This is a genomic window from Microcoleus sp. N3A4, from assembly GCF_036701805.1.
GTDB lineage: Bacteria > Cyanobacteriota > Cyanobacteriia > Cyanobacteriales > Microcoleaceae > Microcoleus.
Map to the genome: position 1 here is coordinate 21834 of NZ_JAUBRJ010000033.1, position 19171 is coordinate 41004.

The window sequence follows — 19171 nt, forward strand, 5'->3', positions numbered from 1 at the left end:
GTTTGGGACTATCGATTTTCGATTTTCGATTTTCGATTTTCGATTGGGGAATATTTACTCAGTAGAGGTTTGGGACTATCGATTGCGCGATTTTAGATTTTAGATTTTAGATTTTAGATTGGGAAAGATTTACTCAGTAGAGGTTTGGGACTATCGATTTTAGATTTTAGATTTTAGATTTTCGATTGGGGAATATTTACTCAGTAGAGGTTTGGGACTATCGATTTTCGATTTTCGATTTTCGATTTTCGATTGGGGAATATTTACTCAGTAGAGGTTTGGGACTTTGGTACAGTACGCTGTGCAGCGTAAGCGTTGCGATCGCAATCAAAGCAATCGCAGAGGGTTAAAATTACTTGAGCGATCGATCGATTCTCTGAACAATGCTATGACATTTGAATTCGACCATCTTTTCATCCTTACTGATATTGGTGCTTCGGAAGCTAATCGTTTATCATCCTTCGGTTTAGTCGAGGGCTCCTCTAGAACACATCGCGGACAAGGTACAGCCAATCGCTGTTTCTTTTTCCATAACGCAATGTTGGAATTGTTATGGATTCACGATCCAGAAGAGGCGCAGTCTGAGCTAATTCATCAGACTCGTCTTTGGGAGCGATCGACCAATCGGAATAATGGTGCGTGTCCGTTTGGCATCTGTTTGCGTTCAGCCAAAGATTCTGATGACACAATTGCATTTTCTAGTTGGGCATATCGTGCACCTTATTTACCTGAAAAAATCAGTATAGCGGTGGCTACAAATAGTGATGTGTTGACAGAACCGATGCTTTTCCAAATTCCCTTTGGTAAACGTCCCGATCGATACTCTGCTGATAAGTCACAGCCTTTGGAGCATGGTGTTGGTTTACGCGAAATTACTCGTGTAGAATTAGTCAGTCCTGCTGCCCATAATCCGTCACCTGAAATGCAAGCAGTGCTTGACACAAATCAGGTAAAGTTACGGATAGGAACCGAGTATTTTGTGGAGCTTGGTTTTGATGGAGAAGTGCAGGGACAACAGGTAGATTTTCGACCGGAATTGCCGCTTATTATCAGTTGGTAATCTAAAGCCGACAGCTAACAAGGAGTTCTATAAGCTGTAGCAGTCATAAGCTGTTGCGGCCTTTAAATTGTCTGTCAAAAAACAATCAAACAATGAGTGGGGTGTCCCGCCCGCCGAGTATGTGCAATTTAAATGCGCGACAGCTTAGGAGACTCTAACCAGCAAGCTACTTTGAGAAAATTTTTTAGTTTTTTACTCGATGCCTGCCTAAGCTGTACTGCATTTAAATTGTATGTTGAGGGCGGGATATCCTGCCCAACCCCTACTCCCCACCAGAGTGAAAATTCATTTGACCGTGCAATTTATTTAAATGCGGATTAGGTTAGCGATCTTTTTTTCTCAAACGCTTTGATACCTTTAATTTTGCTTTCATACGATAGTGTAATTGCTTGTGTAATGTTTGATATTTTACTGATATTTGATAGTTATCTTCTACCCATTGACCAATTTCTTTATAAGTCTTAAAATCACAGGATTCTTCACTTAATTTTTGTGAAAGTCCGGCTATTACCGCTGAGGGAATTACTCGGGGTCTACCAGTTGCTTGCCGTATTTTTAACAGTTCTTGCAGACCGCCCGCACTATATTGTTTTAACCATCTATGTACAGTAATTCTATGTACGCCTAAACGTTCAGCTACATCTGTAAGGCTTTGACTCGCTCCAGTTTTTAACCAATAAAGTGCCTGAATTTTTTGTTTATTAGGTAGAGTTCGATGCTGCGACAGAATTATTTTTAACTCTTCTGCTGTTAAATCTATTCTTTCTGGGTAGTTTACTTTCATAAAATATTCCTCAAACTCTCAGCATGATTATAGCATCGTTTTTTGGAAATGATATCATTCACTAAATTTCCTTTTTCAGTAACGTCAGCCTGCCGCTTAAAGACTAGCAACGTAATATCATCAAACACTTTCTGTTGACCGATATGTTGCCGCACATCTACAATTACCGCATCCTTAACTTCTGCTGCAGACTTGTGCCAATTTTGACCGATCACTTCACACAGTTGCTTCAGTCCATACTGCTTTTTGCCGATGTTATAGGCTTCTGGAATGCCATCAGTATAAAGCACCACGCCATCCCCAGGTTCTAGCTCAATCAGGATGTGACTGATGAAGTTTGCGATATCATCATCTAAAGCGATCGGGAAGCCTAAATCCATCGTGTCGATGCGCTCAACTTTTCCATTTTTTCGCACCACTAGCGTTTCTTCATGCTGACCGCTGATGCCGATCCGTCCTTCGGAATAGTTCAAAATCGCCAGCGTCAGACTTTTCTCAGAATTCATGCGCTGCACGTTTTTGTAGAGGGTACGGTTGAGTACATCCAGGAATCGAACGGGGTCTAGTTCGCGAATCTCTTGCAGGGTGCGAACTGAGGTTTGCGCCATCAGCATCAGAATACCGCTTTCCAAACCGTGTCCGGTGACATCACCGATAGCCAGTGTGACAATACCATCTATCTGTAGCACGTCGTAATAATCACCTCCTACTTCATCGGCGGATTCCATGTATGCGGCGATATCTAATCCGTCAATTTCCAGTTCATCAGGGTTGGGCAAAATCATTTGCTGGATATGACGCGCCACATTCAATTCTGCACCTAAACGGAGGTTGTCTTCTTTGAGTTTTGCATTGAGGGCAATGATTTCTTGATTAGCATTAGCTAGTTCTGCTGTTCGTTCTTTAACTTTGGCTTCGAGGGTTTCAAAGGATTCTTGGAGTTGCCCCGCCATGCTGTTGAAGGATCGTGCCAGCAGACCGATTTCGTCTTGCGATCGCATCTTCACACGGATGTCTAAGTGACCGGCCGTAAACTGGGCAACCGCTTGGGTGAGGTAAATCAGAGGCTTTGTTAATAGTTGTGCGATCGCAAAGGCGATGATAGTTACAATTGTGGCGATGATTGCTAATAAAATAAGTGCATCGCGTATTTGTTTTTCTACAGGTGCTAGGGCAACGCCAATGGGCTGTGCGAAGAGGACTGACCAAGGTTTATATTGCAGGCGGGCGATCGCTAAGAGGCTCAACTCATTATTACCCGTAGCTGCCAATCGTGTGGTTAGATAAGGCTGTTTAGTGTCTAATGCTTGCTTGAGGTCGGGCAAATTGATTGCAAGTTCTTTAGTTAGAGTCTTAGGCAAACGCCCTTCGCGTTGCAGTTTCGCTACAACATTGGGTGACAAAGGTACAATCGATTTGAAAAGGAGTTGAGGTGTAGTGCTATGTGCCAGATGGATATAGTTTTCATCTAAAAGAACTGCTAACGATTTCGCACCTGCGCGTTCAGTTTGTCGAGTCACCAACTGCTGGACAGATGTGGCATTGTATGTCACCCGCAATACACCCAATATATTTCCATTCGCAGCGCGAACAGGACTGCTAAAGAAGAGCGTAACGAGGTTGGGAATTGTCGGCGATTGCCTAATACTAGAAACAAAAGATAGTTGAGTTTTGAGCGGTTCTTGGAAGTAATCTTGACCGGATTCATCTCGTCCAACATCCCGTGTATTCGTATCGAGTACATTCTGTCCCTTTAAGTTGAGCAAGGCATAGGAGATAATATTAAGCATATCTTTGCGACTGAGCCGGGTTAAGGTTTCAGTCGCTAATATCTCTTGGGGACTACCATTTTGCCGTTCTGGAGGTAGGCTTAGATAGGCGGCCAAACCTGGTAAAATCCCTTCTACGCGCACGGCATTGAGATTCTCATCGATAAACGCATCTATTCTGTTAGCGGTTTCGTGAGCCGCCGCAGATAGGGCTTGTCGTGCGTTGTCGGTCAATGCCTTTTCAGTTGTCTGCTTGTCGATAAATGCTAACAGCAGCAACGGAATCAGAGCAACGACTAGAAACGACACGATTAACTTTGTACGAATGCTTTTGAAAAAATAGCGCTTCATGGTTTCAGACTAGGAGGGGGGGTTAAGAAAGAAGAATTGAACAAGGTTTCTAGATTGGGAAGGCGCGTCACATTGCCAGCGCGAATAAAAAAGTCTGCATATTTCTTGGCGGTTTTGTAGATATAATTAGGACTATTTGATTGAAAGAACTTTTGATTTTCTGCAAAGTCAGTGAGGTCTATTCCCTCGAAAGAGAGTGTATTGCTGGGAATATTCAACGCTTTGCTCGCGATCGCGTTTCCTTCGGGAATATTTGCTTCCCAATAAGACAAGGCTTGAAGCCAGCCTCGCACAAAGGCGCGAATATCTTCGGGGCGATCGCGTATGACCTCACCCCGAAACGCGACCACATCTAAAATTAAGCCTGGGGTTTGTTTGCTTGTAAACAAAATTTTTGCCCCTAATTTTAATGCTTCAGAAAGATACGGTTCCCAAGTGTGTCCTGCTTGGATAGCATTGTTTTGTAAGCGCTGGGGAACTTCTAAAGCATCGACTTTAACCAGCCTAACATCATCGCTCGTCAGCTTAGAGGTTTTCAACATCTCAGTAACGAAGACTTCGCTAAAGCTGCCTAGATTTGCACCAAGCTTTTTTCCTTTCAAGTTAAAAATTGTTTTAATCTCTGATTGCGCGACTACCACATCTGCACCTGTCGATTCATCCACAACCATCACAGCTTGGATATCAGGATTTGTGGCACTCAAGATAATCAAATTGCCCAAGGCCAATCCGATCCCATCATACTTCCCTGCAATGAAATCCGCTTGTTGCAATTTTGAGTAGTCTGCATAACTAAGTTCCACGTCTATCCCTTGCGCTTTGAAGAATCCTTTCTCTCGAGCAATGATGGCAGGTATATAGCCAACAAAAGGAACACAAGATACTTTCAGGGGAGGACGTTTTACTTTTAGAGATTCCGGGGAATGACAAGCAAACAGCAGCCAGCCGAGAATAATAAATATACAGATGTAATTGAGTAGTTTAGACATACTATCTAGAGCATTCCTGGTGTAGAAAAGGCGACTCATATTTTCTCGAGCCCGATCGACCTAAGTGCATCCTCCGCAATCGCCGCTAAACCTGTTGCGGTGGCTATATCTAGAACTTGCTCGCCCGATCGCACTTTTGCCAATTCTACTAACCGAGTTGCAGCTTGTTTGTGAAATTCATTTTCGCAGCCGGGACGGTTGTTGAAGTCATTGAGAATAAGTTGTTTGTAGGCACTTAGCGAGTAAGTCATGCCGAATTACTGGTTTAACTTTCTACATTGTGGCAGTTATGGTCGATCGCGACGAGAGTCGCAGGTGACATCAGTCAATCGATTGCGCGATTTTAGATTTTAGATTTTAGATTAAAGAATTGAAGGATTGACCCAGCCCAAAAACGGATACGCTGCCACGTACTTAAGTCGTGGAAAGATCAAAATTTTAGACCAAGGTTCAAGCTCCCAGATTGCATCTGTGGGGTAAATCTAAAATCTCAAATCTAAAATCTCAAATCGACTGACCCCACGGATCGAGTCGGGGGCTCCTTTATCGGATACAGGTTTTTTATTTCTGGACGGATGAATCACGTGGCGGGTATCCTGGATGCTTTCGGTTTGCAATCTCTACAATGCGCGCAAATGTACGCAAAACCGCTACCGAGTATCAACTCCCGCGCCACAAACACCCGCAAAATTGGGAGCGCGAAGCTGTAATCAGCTACAATCTGTGTTTGGTAAAGAATTTTTACGAGTTCGCTGCCCATTACAGCCTTTGCGGCTTGTACTACCCAACCTGCGTGAAAATATGGATTTTGCTACTCTTGCCGCCCAGCTAAATGCTGGAACTATCTTACCGGAGGGAATTGTCATCATCACCCTCTTGGTTGTTCTCGTCGGCGATTTAATCGTAGGCCGCAGTTCCTCGGGTTGGACTCCCTACGCTGCCGTTGCGGGTTTGCTGGCCGCCGTCGCTGCCTTGTGTTTGCAGTGGGATAACACGGATACCATCTCGTTTCTGGGCGGTTTTAACAGCGATGCCTTGAGTTTAGTATTTCGCGGAATTATCGCTTTGACTGCGGCTGTCACTATTTTGATCTCCGTCCGCTACGTACTGCAAACTGGTACTGCTTTAGCGGAATTTATCGGCATTTTGCTCAGCGCTACTTTGGGCGGAATGTTCCTCAGCGGCGCTGATGAATTGGTGATGATTTTTATTTCGTTGGAAACTCTGAGTATCTCGTCTTATTTGCTGACGGGTTACACAAAACGCGACCCGCGTTCCAATGAAGCTGCTTTGAAATATTTGTTAATTGGTGCATCTTCTTCGGCGGTGTTTCTCTACGGTATTTCGCTGTTGTACGGGTTGTCTGGCGGCGAAACTAAACTGAGTGCGATCGCGGCTAACCTTTCTACTGTGAATGAAGGTCAATCTCTCGGTTTGGTGATTGCTTTGGTTTTTGCGATCGCCGGAATCGCCTTCAAAATCTCTGCGGTTCCCTTCCACCAGTGGACTCCTGACGTTTACGAAGGTTCTCCTACACCCGTGGTTGCCTTTCTTTCTGTCGGTTCCAAAGCAGCGGGTTTTGCCCTAGCAATCCGCTTGTTAACAACTGCTTTCCCCGCACTTACCGAACAGTGGCACTTCGTATTCACGGCCTTAGCTATTCTCAGCATGGTGTTGGGCAATGTGGTTGCCCTGGCCCAGACTAGCATGAAGCGGCTTTTGGCTTATTCGTCGATCGGGCAAGCCGGTTTTGTAATGATTGGTTTGGTTGCAGGAACAGAAGCCGGTTACTCCAGCATGATATTTTATCTGTTGGTTTATCTGTTTATGAACTTGGGCGCTTTCGCCTGCATCATCCTGTTCTCGCTGCGGACTGGAACCGACCAAATTAGCGAATACTCGGGTTTGTATCAAAAAGACCCGCTGCTAACTTTAGCGTTGAGTATTTGCCTGCTTTCTCTCGGCGGAATTCCGCCGCTGGCTGGATTTTTCGGCAAAATCTATCTGTTCTGGGCCGGCTGGCAAGCTGGACTTTACGGCTTAGTTATTCTGGGATTAATTACCAGCGTGGTTTCGATTTACTACTACATCCGCGTCGTCAAAATGATGGTAGTGAAGGAACCTCAAGAAATGTCAAATGCGGTGAAAACTTATCCCGAAGTTCGCTGGAACCTTCAGGGAATGCGGCCTTTGCAGGTCAGCGTTGTACTCACCTTGGTTGCGACAACCTTGGCAGGGATTTTGTCTAACCCTTTGTTTAATTTGGCTAATGATGCTGTTACCAAAACTCCCATATTGCAGTCGGCATTGAGTCAGGTGCAACCTGTTGTGGCTGCAAAACTAGAATCGAATTTGTTGTCTAGCCGGAATTAATTTTTCCTGGTTTTGAGAGATTGAGAAACGCCTGACTTTTTGAAGTTGGGCGTTTTTTTTGTGGGTGCGATCGACTCAAATCATGGCGACGCAAGGGTCTTTGTAAATACGCTCGCTGCTTTGTGTAACCAAAAATCGATCGAGGATGTCCTGCGCCGGGGGCATAACCGCTTTGGCAGTTGCTATAATCTTAAGAAGGGAGCGAAAAAATATGATGGTAATTTGAGGGGATATTCATAGATGAATCTTGTTTTGGAAGTTGAAGCGCCTCCTTTTCGAGAAGATGCAACCGGAGCTATTCGGGTGGGAAACTCAAGAGTTTTGCTGGAATTGGTGATTAGAGCTTTTCAGGATGGTGCGTCGCCGGAATCTATTGTACAGCGTTATTCAACTCTGTCATTGTCTGATGTCTATAGTGCGATCGGCTATTATCTCCGACACCAAGAAACAGTAGAAGCTTATCTGAGTTATCGCGAGCAGTTAGCAGATTCCGTCCGTCAGCGTTTGTTTACTATTCAACCCGATCTGGGCGTTATTCGATCGCGTTTGTTAGCCCAAAAACAATCTTGAGGGTTAACTATGCTGCGGCTGTTGAGCGATGAAAATTTTAATGGCGATATTGTTCGAGGGCTTTTCTTGCGTCAGCCTGACCTTGACTTGCTGCGCGTTCAGGATGTTGGTTTGCGAGAAGCTGACGATCCAACAATTCTCAACTGGGCGGCCCAGAACGATCGCATTGTGTTAAGCCATGACCGAGCAACTATGCCCGATTTGGCTTACGAACAGTTGAGGGATAAGGAACAAATGTCAGGTTTGTTTGTAATTAACGATCGAATGCCAGTTAGACAGGCTATTGATGAACTTCTGGTGCTGGTTAACTGTAGCGAACAATCGGAGTGGAAAGGAGTTGTGTTGTATCTGCCTTTGTAACAATTAGCTATATATTTAGGACTATTCTCCAACCATTTTAACATACTGTTTTAACACAGGTGGAATCGTGAAAACTATTTCAGATTCACAGCTCAATTTTTCGATCTTTCCCCGTCTTGCTAAAGATTGAATTGCTTGACATAATTCGCGCTGCGAACCTTGATATTTTGTCATAAATTGGGGAAACGAAACAGGTTCAATTTCATTACTAAGTTGCAAAATAGCCTGTTTTTCTATTTCCGACAACCGCTGATATAGCGTTTTTCATAGCTATGAGGTACACTTAGTAAAGTAAAATTATTTAGAGCAAAATCATCAATGCAACCCTATTCAATAGACTTGAGAAAAAAATCATAGAATTGAGACAACAAGAAAATATTTCAATAAGAAAACTAGCAGAAGGTTTTAAGGTAGCCAAGAGCTTTGTTCAAAAATTACTAAAAAGATTTGAAGAGACAGGAGATATCAGTCAAGAATGCTCGAGGAGGAAGTCCACCCACAAAATTAATAGGGCGAACAATTAGTGACTTTAGTGGAAATAATAGAAGAGAATAATGATGCAACTTTAAAAGAGTTAACTGAATTGCTTGAGTCAAAAACCGGAATAAAAGTAAGTATAAGCTGTGGAGCATTTAAACCATTAACGAGCTAGGTAAGGTGCGTCAGCTAGAACACTTACTATACATGGGAAACGCTTCTCTACGCCCGGCACCCTACTATCCTCCTTTAAATGCCGAACAGCTTATCGAGTATGGGAATAATTAGCAATTAACTTAATTATACATTTAAAAAAAAACACTCACTAGCGGCAGAGAAAAGAAGCGAACGAGGTCAAAAAGCCCGAGTGGAATTTTGGGATAAAATCAGGGATGTCAGGGCACAAGACCTGATTTTTATAGATGAATCAGGAGTTAATCTAGCAATGGTACGACTATAGGTCAGAGCATTAAAAGGTCAAAGAGCGAGAGGAGAAAAACCACTAAAAAGAGGAACAAATATTTCTTTGATATCTGCTTTGTCGTGCGCCGAAGTAGTGGATTCAAGAAATATTTATGTGCAGTAAATAGAATAACATTTGAAGCATTTATCCTGAGAGAATTAGTCCCTAAACTTTGGAAAGGTGCTTGTGTAGTTATGGATAATGCTAAAATTAATTGCGGAGAAATGGTGAAAGAATTTATCGAAGAGGCAGGAGCAAAGTTAATTTATTTATCTCCTTACTCTCCCGAGTTTTCCCCATAGAAAATTTTTGGTCACAAGTGAAATCTATATACCAGAAAACTTAAAACCAGAAATTATTTAGACTTAATTGATGCAATTACAGATGCTATGCTACAAGTTACTAAAAAAGATATTCATAACTGGTTTGCTCATTGTTGCTACTGTACCTCATGACTGTAGGAAACGCTATAATTGGGTTGGTGGTGATGACTTTAGTCTTCTAATTTTTAGGAGGGAAGATATGGATAAGTACCGAATTGTCGAAACTTTGACTGACAGCCAGATTTCTGACTTAATGGATTTATACAAAAACGAGTTTTGGAGCGACAAGCGGACGCGGGAGGATGTTGTCAAAATGCTGGCTTCTACTGATGTTATCATTGGTTTGGTCGATGAGAGCGATCGACTAATTGGCATTACCCGCGTCATCACCGATTTCGTATACAGAGCCATGATTTTCGATCTCATTATCAAGCCGACACACAGAAAAATGGGACTGGGTGCGAAGTTGATGGATGCAGTTTTAAGTCATCCCGAACTGCAAGCTGTCGAGAGTTTTTCTCTTAGTTGTTTGCCGAACATGATACCGTTTTACGAGCGTTGGGGTTTCACGGATGATATGGGCGAACTTAAGTTTTTGCGGCGAACAACAGGCTGAACTCAACCCGTTGAAAGCCCCAATTTTTCTCGAATTGCGTCTTCTTTGAAACCTACTAAAACAGCCGTTCCATCTTTAACGAAAAGAGGACGTTTCAGCAGCATCGCATCCTTAGCAAAAGCCTCCACCCACTGTTCGCTAGTCCAATTTTTCTTGTCGTCGCCCAAAGCGCGGTAAGATTGACCGGAAGTATTTCGCATGGGTTGAAAACCCAAAGCAGTTACCCAGCTTTGAATTTTTTCGCGAGTTGGCGGCTGTTCTTTTGTGTTAATGAACTCGTAATTAATGTCGCTATCTTGGAGCCACTGAAAAGCTTTTTTGCAGGTGCCGCAGTTCGGGATTCCGTAAACTTGAATTGACATAATAATGACTGTTGACTGTTGACTGTTGACTGTTGACTGTTGACTGTTGGCTAATAACAACTGACAACTGACAACTAATAACCAATAACTAATAACCAATAACTAACGACCACTGACTAATGACTAATGACTAATGACTAATGACTAATGACTAATCTAGCTTGTTGAACCCATTTTTGCACGCGATCGACTGAAGGAGTCAAGTCATTGCGCTGCATTGTCGCTACGTGCAGCCTTAAAATTTGTTGGTGCAATCTCTCCACGGGCATTTGAGCCAATTGAGCCGGAGAAGCAACGCCGGCGTGCAGTAACAGCCCGCAATACTGACAGCCTACACTCGGAATTCGAGCCAAATTTGCCATCGCTACCCATTTATTAACGTATTGAATGTTAACCTGTAATTGATGCGCTAGCAATGCTTTCGCAGCCTGCGTTTTCGTCATGCGAATTAGTTTTCCGGTTGTTGTGACGCCGCATCCTTCCAGTTGAGATTGGTTTTCTTTGCTCAATCCCGGTAAGTGTGCGATCGGCCAGTCGCGTACTTGTACGGAAGTTTGATGAGCTTTGGGAGAAATTTTCATGTTTTTTCAGTGAATTTTACTTATACTTTAAAGTCTCAAATATCAAACCGTCAATACAGGCGATCGCTTATGTTACAAAATCAACAAAAACCCGACCAACAAATTTCGCTAATTGCAGGTATGGTGACATTTCTGCTAATTGGCTGCCAAGTAGGACTTTCAGCCTTTTTGTCCTCGCAGTCGGCAGGGTTCCTGCTTAACAAAATCATGCCGGCGATGACGGCAAATACGATTAAAAAGACCGCCCTAAAAATGATAGCAAAAAATCAGAGCAAGATGAGACTTTTTCCAAAAATGGCTGCCAAGTTGGCAGTCAGGACTTTAGTGCTTTAATGCCGAGAATCAAACGACTTCCGCTTTATTGCAAACCCAACTCAAAATAATCGGTTTTTACCTATGAGAATTACAGCAGGTGATGATTTGTTAACTAATACTCTACACCAACGGCGGCAAAAACTGGCCAATTTAATTAATTTTCCGGTAATTTTATGGTCGGGGCGCAGCATTCCTCGCAATTATCCGGCACTTCCTTATCCTTTTCGCGCCAGCAGTCACTTTCTATATTTTGCTGGTTTGCCCTTAGAAAATGCTGCCATTCGCTTAGAATCGGGCAAATTAGAACTGTTTTTAGATGACGCACCTGCTAGCAGCACGCTTTGGCACGGAGAAATGCCGAAAAGAGCAGAAATTGCCGAACTAATTGGGGCTGATGCTGCTTTTCCAATGGCCGAATTGAAATCGCGATCTACAAATGCAGCAACGATCGCCGTTCAGGATTCTTGGACTCAGTTGCAACAGTCTCAAATTCTCGTAGCTTGCGGGGCGGGACGCCATCGCCCTCTGGCACCGCCCAACTCGCCAACCGGAATCGACCTAGAATTAACTCAGGCGATCGTATCTCTGCGCCTGAGCCACGATGCAGCCAGTTTGGCCGAATTGCGTCAAGCTGCGGCTGTCACCGTAGAAGCTCACAAAGCGGGAATGGCGGCAACTGGAAATGCTCAAATTGAAGCAGGGGTGCGCGCTGCAATGGAAAGTGTCATCATCTCGGAAAATATGACCTATGCCTATCCCAGTATCGTGACAGTACGTGGAGAAGTTCTGCACAGCGAACATTATCACAATCCCCTACAAGCAGGAGATTTGCTGTTAGCAGATGTCGGTGCGGAAACCTCAACGGGATGGGCGGCTGATGTGACTCGCACTTGGCCGGTTTCTGGCAAATTCTCGCCGACTCAAAAAGCAATTTATGATGTGGTTTTGGCAGCGCACGATGCTTGTATCGATAAAATTAGTCCGGGCGTGGAATATCAAGACATTCACCTGTTAGCTGCTCGAATTATGGCGGAAGGATTGGTTGATTTGGGCATTTTGCGGGGGAATGTTGAAGATTTGGTAGAAATGGACGCTCACGCGCTGTTTTTTGTGCACGGTATCGGACATTTAATCGGTTTAGATGTTCACGATATGGAAGATTTAGGAGATTTGGCGGGTTATGAAGAAGGGAGAGTTAGAAGCAGTCGGTTTGGGTTGGGATTTTTGCGGCTGAATCGAGTTTTGCGTCCGGGAATGCTGGTATCGATCGAACCGGGGTTTTATCAAGTTCCGGCAATCTTAAATAACTCGGAAAATCGCGCGAAATATAAAGATTTTGTAAAGTGGGAAAAGTTGGAAAAATTCGCAGATGTGCGGGGAATACGCATAGAAGATGATATACTTGTCAGCGAACAGGGTAGAGAAGTATTGACAGGGAAATTGCCAACAAAAGCTCTGGAGATTGAGGAGTTAGTTGCGGTAAATACGTAAGTATCGATCGAATTCGATCGATCGCCCTCAGTTCGATCTGGTGTGAAAAAAGATAAAGAAACATGAATAAAGCTTGGCAAATAGGTCTTTTGATGCTCGTTGAAAAACTGGCCGCGCAAGTCCAAAAATTCGCAGCACAGAGACTTGCGCGGATTTTTCGGAAACCTGTATCCTCGCCGCCGATGCAAGCTGCACCTTTGCCCAGCAACGAAGCAGAGAGGCTAGAAGCACTCTACCGCTACAACATTCTCGATACAGATGCCGAAGCAGCTTTTGATGACCTAACAGCTTTAGCATCCTATATTTGCGGCACTCCTATTGCTTTAGTCAGCTTAATAGATTCTAACCGACAGTGGTTTAAATCAAAAGTCGGTCTGGAAGCGCTAGAAACTCCGAGAGAGTTAGCTTTTTGCGCCCACGCTATTTTAAATCCCAACGAATTGCTAGTTGTACCGAATGCTCTAGAAGACGATCGCTTTGCCGGCAATCCGCTAGTAACTTCCGATCCCAATATTAGATTTTATGCTGGAGCCCCGCTAGTAACTGCTGACGGTTTCCCGATCGGCACTTTGTGCGCGATAGATACAGTTCCTCGCAATCTGACGCCAGAACAGCTAGAAGCGCTGCGGACTTTAGGACGGCAAATTATTAACCAAATGGAGTTGCGAATTAATCTGACTAAATTAAAGCGCGCCAAGTTTCGGCAGAAACAAGTTGAAGGAAAACTCCGTTCAAGTGACGAGCAAATTGTCAATTTTTTAGAAGAAATGAGCGATGCTTTTTTTGCTCTCGACCCCCAGTGGCGATTTACTTACGTCAACTACAAAGCATCGCAATTTTTGCACCGATCGCCGGAAAAACTTTTTGGTAAAATTTTTTGGGAAGAGTTTCCCGAGTTAGTAAATTCGGTATTTTATGAAGAGTGTCATGAAGCTGTAGCCAAACAAGTTGGAGTGAGTTTTGAAAAATATTCTCATCCCTTAAAAGTCTGGTTGGAAGTCCGGGCTTTTCCGAGTCACGACGGTATTTCTGTGTTTTTTCACGACATCACCAAGCGCAAGCAGATGGAATCTGCACTCAGAAAAGAACAGAAAAAAACTGAAAGTTTACTGCTAAATATTTTGCCAGAAGCGATCGCCGACAGGTTGAAGTACCAACCGGGGGTGATTGCAGACAAGTTTGAAAAAGCAACAATTCTTTTTGCAGACTTGGTGAATTTTACCCAAATTTCTACTACCATGCCCGCCACTAAATTAGTATACTTGCTGAATGAAATTTTCTCAGCTTTTGACGAACTGAGTGACAAGCACGGGTTAGAAAAAATCAAGACGATCGGGGACGCTTACATGGTAGCAGGCGGTATTCCCATTGAACGTCCAGACCACGCAGAGGCGATCGCCGAAATGGCGCTGGATATGCTAGCAGCAATTAAGGAATTAAATGTGAAGCTAGACGCCAAATTTGACCTCCGAATCGGGATTAATAGCGGCCCGGTGGTAGCGGGGGTAATCGGGACTAAAAAATTTATTTACGATTTGTGGGGAAATGCCGTGAATACAGCCAGCCGCATGGAATCTCACGGCATAACAGGTCGCATTCAAGTCAGCCACTATACTTATGACTTGCTGCAGGATAAATATGAATTTGAAGATCGCGGCGAGATCGAGATTAAAGGTAAAGGGGAAATGCGGACTTATTTGCTGAATGGTAGAAAAACAGCAAGCGAGAACGAAATCGGAGAGTAAATAGGGAGCATCCCGATTTTATAAAAAGCGTTTTTTTAGGAGTGTTCGCTGTGAGAGCTCGAAGGGAGATACAGCCATTGTAGGGACACGGCAATGCCGTGTCCATTGGTGTCAACTTAACGTCAAATCTTGAGTCTCTCTTGTTTATATCAAAGCTTAGATCCCCCCTAACCCCCCTTAATAAGGGGGGAACAAGAAATTTTCTCAAAGTCCCCCTTATTAAGGGGGATTTAGGGGGATCTAGACTTTGCCTAAAAGCGATATTTATTATAGGTTTCAGTCTTAAGTTGACACCAATTGGCACGGTGGAGTGTCCCTACGGGGAACGAGAAAGCGGCTGCGATCGCCCTGTGGCAGAACGGCCGCAGCAGATGAACAAAATCAGATTATGCTATAGACAGAGATATCCGAGCAATTCTATGCGCGGTACTCGACGTTATAAAAATACTAAGTTGAAGTCCTCGGAGCCTTTAATAATGGTTCAGTTTCATATTCAAACAGATAGCGATATTCCAGCATCCACCCAACTATTCAATCAAATCAGGTTTGCGATCGCCTCGCGACAATTTCCGCCCGGGCACCGCTTGCCCAGCACCAGGCAACTAGCCATGCAGACGGGTTTGCACCGCAACACCATCAGCAAAGTATACCGACAGCTCGAAAATACGGGACTCGTAGTAGCCCAAGCAGGATCGGGTATTTACGTCCGCGCTCAAGGCAACGAACACGGCAACAAACTCAAATCCCCGATCCTCGAAGAATATCCTCTTGCCAACAAAATAGTGCAAGAAAGTATCGATCAACTGCTGGGAGAGGGCTGTACGCTCAACCAAGCGAGGGAATTATTTTTGGCCGAAATTGACTGGCGGCTCAGGTGCAGCGCCCGAGTGCTCGTCACAGCCCCCACAGAAGACATCGGCGTGGGCGAGCTGATGGCGAAAGAACTCGAACAAGCTCTCCGCATTCCCATACAGTTAGTGCCGATGGAACAGCTAGGTACTTTTCTGGATCAAATCTCTTCGGGAACTGTGATCACCAGCCGGTATTTTATCGGAGAAGCAGAATCGATTTCGGCACCGCGTTCGGTGCGAGTCATTCCCGTAGACATCTACGACTACAGCCAGGAAATCCAGCTAGTGGGGAGTTTGCCGAAAGACAGTTATTTGGGTCTCGTCAGCCTGAGTCCGGGAATGCTGCGATCGACCGAAGTCATCATCCACAGCATCCGGGGAGAGGATTTGCTGGTGATGACGGCCTTGGTGTCAGACGAGTACAAGATTAACTCGATCGTGCGATCGGCCAGAACAATTCTCTGCGACCAACCGAGTTTTGCTACAGTAAAAGCTGCCATTAACGCCGTCAGAGAAGATATTATTCGTCCCCCTCAACTGGTATGCTGCGAAAATTACATCGGCTCTAAGTCGATTAATTTGCTCAAACGCGAGTTGGGCTTGGGATAAGTCATTAGTCATTAGTCATTAGTCATTAGTCATTAGTCATTAGTTATTAGTCATTAGTCATTAGTCATTAGTCATTAGTCATTAGTTATTTGTTGGTTCCGATGCCCGATGCCCGATGCCCGATGCCCGATGCCCAATGCCCCAATGCCCAATGCCCAATGCCCAATGCCCAATGCCCAATGCCCAATGCCCAATGCCCAATGCCCAATTACCGATTACCAATAACCAATAACCAATAACCCATGACTATTGAAATCCAACCTTCAATTAATGTTAAAACCGCGATCGAAAGCCGGCGGGCCGCGCGCAGCTTCAAACCCGATCCGATTCCCCCAGCAATATTGGCAGAGATTTTGCGATTGGGAGTGCGATCGCCCTCCGGTTACAACTTGCAGCCTTGGCGGTTTATCGTACTTCAAAACCCAGCAAGCAAGGAAAAATTAAAAGCTTGCGCTTTCGATCAGCGCCAAGTGGTAGAAGCCCCAGTAGTATTAATCTGTTGTGGCGATCGGCGCGCCGGTGAACCCGAAAACACCGAAGCCGTCATCGAATTGGGCAAAGCCGCAGGCGCAATGAATGACAATTTAGCCGGTTATATGCGACAAGCAATCCCGCAATTGTTCGAGAACCGTCCCTGCTTCGAGTCCCTAGAAACTTGGACAAACAGGCATACAATGCTCGCAGTAGCCCACTTAATGATTGCAGCTAAAAGCTTTGGGGTAGACAGTTGTCCGATGGAAGGTTTTGTCGGCGCTAAGGTGAAAGAAGCCTTTCAAATTCCCGAAGAAGTAGATGTTTGCTGTTTGCTGCCGCTTGGTTATGCAGCAGAACCTTTGAAACAATACGGCGGGCGTTTTGAGGTGACTCAAGTTTATTACAGCGAAAGTTATGGAGAGACCTTGCAAATTGAGATTTGAGAGTTAAGATTTGAGAGTTAAGATTTAAGAATTGAGATTTGAATGAGTCGGTACAAGTTCAAACAAATCGGAAATACCGACAATTTCGCTATTTCGCAATCCGAAATCTAAAATCTCAAATCTAAAATCTAAAATCTAAAATTTCAAGTGGTGATATCAGACAGAGGAAAAATATGACAGTAGCAGCGCGACAAAGCAAAGCCCAAATTCTAGAAGTAAAGTTGCAGCAGCACTTACAAGCAGCCGGATTTAAAAAATTACCGCTTTATCTCAGTTGCGATTTTCGAGATGAATCTTTAACGGTTGTGGGAGAACACCCGCGCAGTTTAGTTCTCAAAGCCAAACCAACTTTTGCCGTGCTAGAAGCAGCAATTCTCGAAATAGAACCGGAATCTATTCAACAGATAGGACTTTGCCTAAAAATCACCGGGCAAAAACAGCCTTATGCTTTCCATTCTTTTACAATGCACAACCCTGTTTTGTCAAGACCAAAAACAGTGCAGTTGTTCAAAAAAGCCGAGAATATCCCGGCAGCAGAAACGGGGATGGTACTAGCAGAAAATGCTGCCCAGACTGCGGATGTAGAGAAGGAGATACCGTTAGAAACGGATGAGAAAGATGCGTGGGATGAAGAATATTTCCCCAATTTTTCTGAGAGTTCCAGCAATTCCGATCCGATCGCCTTTAAGGTAGCTGCAATCCCGGCAGATATTGGAGACAATCCATTCAATCCGCTGGATATGGAGCCAGCGGTAACAGTTACTCAAAAACCCAAGCATTCACCGTTGGCGATGCTGGCTGCTGCAGGAATCGTCAGCATGGCGGCGCTAGTTTTGGCAGGCGGTTATTACCTGCTGAGCCGCCCCTGCGTCATCGGAGAATGTACTGCACTAGCTAATGCCAAACAGTTGAGCGAGAATTCGGCTAAGACGCTGAAAACGTCAAAAGTTGCCAACAGCCCCCAAGAAGCGCAGGAACAGTTAAAACAGGCGATCGCCCTTTTGGAACCGATTCCCTCTTGGTCAATTCATCGCGGTGAAGCTCAAACCGCCCTGGAAAACTACCGGGAACAAAGTCAGAATTTAAACTCTGCGATCGACGCCGCGCGCCTCGCACGATCGGCAGCCCAGAAAACCCAAAATCCGCCTTATTCTGCCGAGAACGGGCAGGAAGCGCAAACTCTGTGGCAAAGTGCGATCGCCGAACTCGGAGAAATCCCCACAGATAGCCCAGTTTATCCGTTTGCTCAGAGAAAGTCAAAAGAATACCGGAAGAATGTAGCAACTGGAAATCGGCTGTTAAGCACAGAGAAACAAGCCGAAAAAACGCTGCTCGCCGCCAAAAGTACAGCCCAAATAGCAGAAGCTCGCGAAGCCGTAGCTCAGACAGCCGAGACTTGGGCTCAAGTGCAATCAGGTTGGGAAGAATCCCTCGACATCCTATCAGGAATTCCCACGGGCACGACATCTTACCAACAAGCTAAACTGCTAGTTCCGAAATACGAAACCAAACTTTCAGAAGCTCGCGAGCGCAAAAATGTCGAAGGAATTTCCGAAGATGCCTACACTCAAGCAGTGACTTTAGCAGCTCAAGCTAAAATTTTGGAGGGGAAAAACGGTTGGTTTAAAGCATCAGAATACTGGCGGAGAGCTTTGAGTTACGCGGAGCAAGTGCCGGCGGCAACTTCTTATTCCCAGAAAGCCCAACCGCTGATCGCTTCCTACAAAACTTCATTGCAGCAAGCAGAAGTAAGGTTGGAGGAAGAAAGAAACCTGCAAAAAGCCCGCACGGATTTAGATAGAACTTGCAAAGGCAACCCCAAGATTTGCGACTATACTGTTAGCAAAGGTTTGATTGCGGTGCAGATGACTCCAGGTTACGTGCAGAAACTGCAACAAACTTTCATCCAAGCAAATAACAACAATGCTGTGAAGACTCGCCAAGCTGTAGAAAAGCACGTTCAAACGTTGCAAAAAGCTTTGGAGGCGATCGCCGAAAACGCCAAAATCCCGATGCAGGTGTACGATGGCGAAGGCAAGCGGATTGCGAGTCACGAACCGAAGTAAGCTGTTACGGCATTTAATTTTAGTTTTTGGGGCGGGCTAGGAGCAACGCCCCACTCATTGTTTCAAGAAAAATGATTGTTACAATTAAATGCGCGCTAA

18 protein-coding genes and 1 pseudogene are annotated in these 19171 nt (G+C 44.7%); 13 read left to right on the plus strand and 6 right to left on the minus strand.

All coding sequences use genetic code 11. The features are described 5' to 3' along the window. Nucleotides 1-286: 286 nt before the first annotated feature. Nucleotides 287-1060, plus strand: a complete 774-nt coding sequence (locus tag QUA56_RS19465; protein ID WP_333360538.1) for a VOC family protein — start codon at nt 287-289, stop codon at nt 1058-1060. A gap of 322 nt (nt 1061-1382) precedes the next feature. On the opposite strand, the gene QUA56_RS19470 is transcribed toward QUA56_RS19465, so the two are convergent. The 4 genes from QUA56_RS19470 to QUA56_RS19485 are packed head-to-tail and all read right to left on the minus strand — an operon-like array spanning nt 1383 to nt 5204. Then, complete coding sequence (locus tag QUA56_RS19470; RefSeq protein ID WP_333360540.1) at nt 1383-1844, minus strand: helix-turn-helix domain-containing protein; 462 nt, start codon at nt 1842-1844, stop codon at nt 1383-1385. Next, nucleotides 1841-3964 (minus strand): SpoIIE family protein phosphatase, encoded by a 2124-nt coding sequence (locus QUA56_RS19475; RefSeq protein WP_333360542.1) that lies wholly within the window; start codon nt 3962-3964, stop codon nt 1841-1843. Before QUA56_RS19475 ends, QUA56_RS19470 begins: the two co-directional genes overlap by 4 nt. Beyond that, nucleotides 3961-4953, minus strand: coding sequence for an ABC transporter substrate-binding protein (locus QUA56_RS19480; RefSeq protein ID WP_333360544.1), 993 nt, complete (start codon nt 4951-4953; stop codon nt 3961-3963). Before QUA56_RS19480 ends, QUA56_RS19475 begins: the two co-directional genes overlap by 4 nt. A 35-nt stretch (nt 4954-4988) precedes the next feature. Then, complete coding sequence (locus QUA56_RS19485) at nt 4989-5204, minus strand: hypothetical protein (protein ID WP_333360546.1); 216 nt, start codon at nt 5202-5204, stop codon at nt 4989-4991. 550 nt (nt 5205-5754) lie between these two features. On the opposite strand from QUA56_RS19485, the gene QUA56_RS19490 reads away from it, so the two are divergent. The 6 genes and pseudogenes from QUA56_RS19490 (at nt 5755) to QUA56_RS19515 (ending at nt 10135) form a co-directional block, all read left to right on the plus strand. Beyond that, nucleotides 5755-7326 (plus strand): NAD(P)H-quinone oxidoreductase subunit N, encoded by a 1572-nt coding sequence (locus tag QUA56_RS19490; protein WP_333360548.1) that lies wholly within the window; start codon nt 5755-5757, stop codon nt 7324-7326. A gap of 240 nt (nt 7327-7566) precedes the next feature. Beyond that, nucleotides 7567-7896, plus strand: a complete 330-nt coding sequence (locus QUA56_RS19495) for a DUF433 domain-containing protein (RefSeq protein WP_333360550.1) — start codon at nt 7567-7569, stop codon at nt 7894-7896. Between the two features lie 9 nt (nt 7897-7905). Next, nucleotides 7906-8256 (plus strand): DUF5615 family PIN-like protein, encoded by a 351-nt coding sequence (locus tag QUA56_RS19500; protein WP_333360552.1) that lies wholly within the window; start codon nt 7906-7908, stop codon nt 8254-8256. Between the two features lie 318 nt (nt 8257-8574). Then, nucleotides 8575-8922: pseudogene (locus QUA56_RS19505) on the plus strand (helix-turn-helix domain-containing protein); the annotation flags it as partial. A gap of 354 nt (nt 8923-9276) precedes the next feature. Then, nucleotides 9277-9498 carry a transposase gene (locus tag QUA56_RS36880; RefSeq protein ID WP_445242927.1) on the plus strand — a complete coding sequence of 74 codons (222 nt, stop codon included), beginning with the start codon at nt 9277-9279 and terminating at the stop codon, nt 9496-9498. Between the two features lie 220 nt (nt 9499-9718). Further along, nucleotides 9719-10135 carry a GNAT family N-acetyltransferase gene (locus QUA56_RS19515; protein WP_333360554.1) on the plus strand — a complete coding sequence of 139 codons (417 nt, stop codon included), beginning with the start codon at nt 9719-9721 and terminating at the stop codon, nt 10133-10135. Nucleotides 10136-10137: 2 nt separating this feature from the next. Here QUA56_RS19515 and QUA56_RS19520 read toward each other — a convergent pair whose 3' ends face one another. Both QUA56_RS19520 and QUA56_RS19525 read right to left on the minus strand, forming a co-directional pair. Continuing rightward, nucleotides 10138-10596, minus strand: a complete 459-nt coding sequence (locus QUA56_RS19520; protein WP_333360556.1) for a Spx/MgsR family RNA polymerase-binding regulatory protein — start codon at nt 10594-10596, stop codon at nt 10138-10140. A gap of 38 nt (nt 10597-10634) precedes the next feature. Next, nucleotides 10635-11078, minus strand: a complete 444-nt coding sequence (locus QUA56_RS19525) for a DUF4332 domain-containing protein (protein WP_333360558.1) — start codon at nt 11076-11078, stop codon at nt 10635-10637. 69 nt (nt 11079-11147) lie between these two features. On the opposite strand from QUA56_RS19525, the gene QUA56_RS19530 reads away from it, so the two are divergent. The 6 genes from QUA56_RS19530 to QUA56_RS19555 all read left to right on the plus strand — a co-directional run bounded on the left by QUA56_RS19530 (nt 11148) and on the right by QUA56_RS19555 (nt 19072). Next, nucleotides 11148-11411 (plus strand): hypothetical protein, encoded by a 264-nt coding sequence (locus QUA56_RS19530; protein WP_333360561.1) that lies wholly within the window; start codon nt 11148-11150, stop codon nt 11409-11411. Between the two features lie 63 nt (nt 11412-11474). After that, nucleotides 11475-12884, plus strand: a complete 1410-nt coding sequence (locus QUA56_RS19535) for an aminopeptidase P family protein (RefSeq protein WP_333360563.1) — start codon at nt 11475-11477, stop codon at nt 12882-12884. A gap of 182 nt (nt 12885-13066) precedes the next feature. Further along, a complete protein-coding gene (locus QUA56_RS19540) occupies nt 13067-14629 on the plus strand; it encodes an adenylate/guanylate cyclase domain-containing protein (protein ID WP_445242930.1) in 1563 nt (520 codons plus the stop codon). Between the two features lie 476 nt (nt 14630-15105). Further along, nucleotides 15106-16089, plus strand: a complete 984-nt coding sequence (locus tag QUA56_RS19545) for a GntR family transcriptional regulator (RefSeq protein WP_333360632.1) — start codon at nt 15106-15108, stop codon at nt 16087-16089. Nucleotides 16090-16331: 242 nt separating this feature from the next. Then, nucleotides 16332-17006 (plus strand): nitroreductase family protein, encoded by a 675-nt coding sequence (locus QUA56_RS19550; protein ID WP_333360567.1) that lies wholly within the window; start codon nt 16332-16334, stop codon nt 17004-17006. 173 nt (nt 17007-17179) lie between these two features. Beyond that, nucleotides 17180-19072 (plus strand): hypothetical protein, encoded by a 1893-nt coding sequence (locus tag QUA56_RS19555; protein WP_333360569.1) that lies wholly within the window; start codon nt 17180-17182, stop codon nt 19070-19072. Nucleotides 19073-19171: the final 99 nt, after the last annotated feature.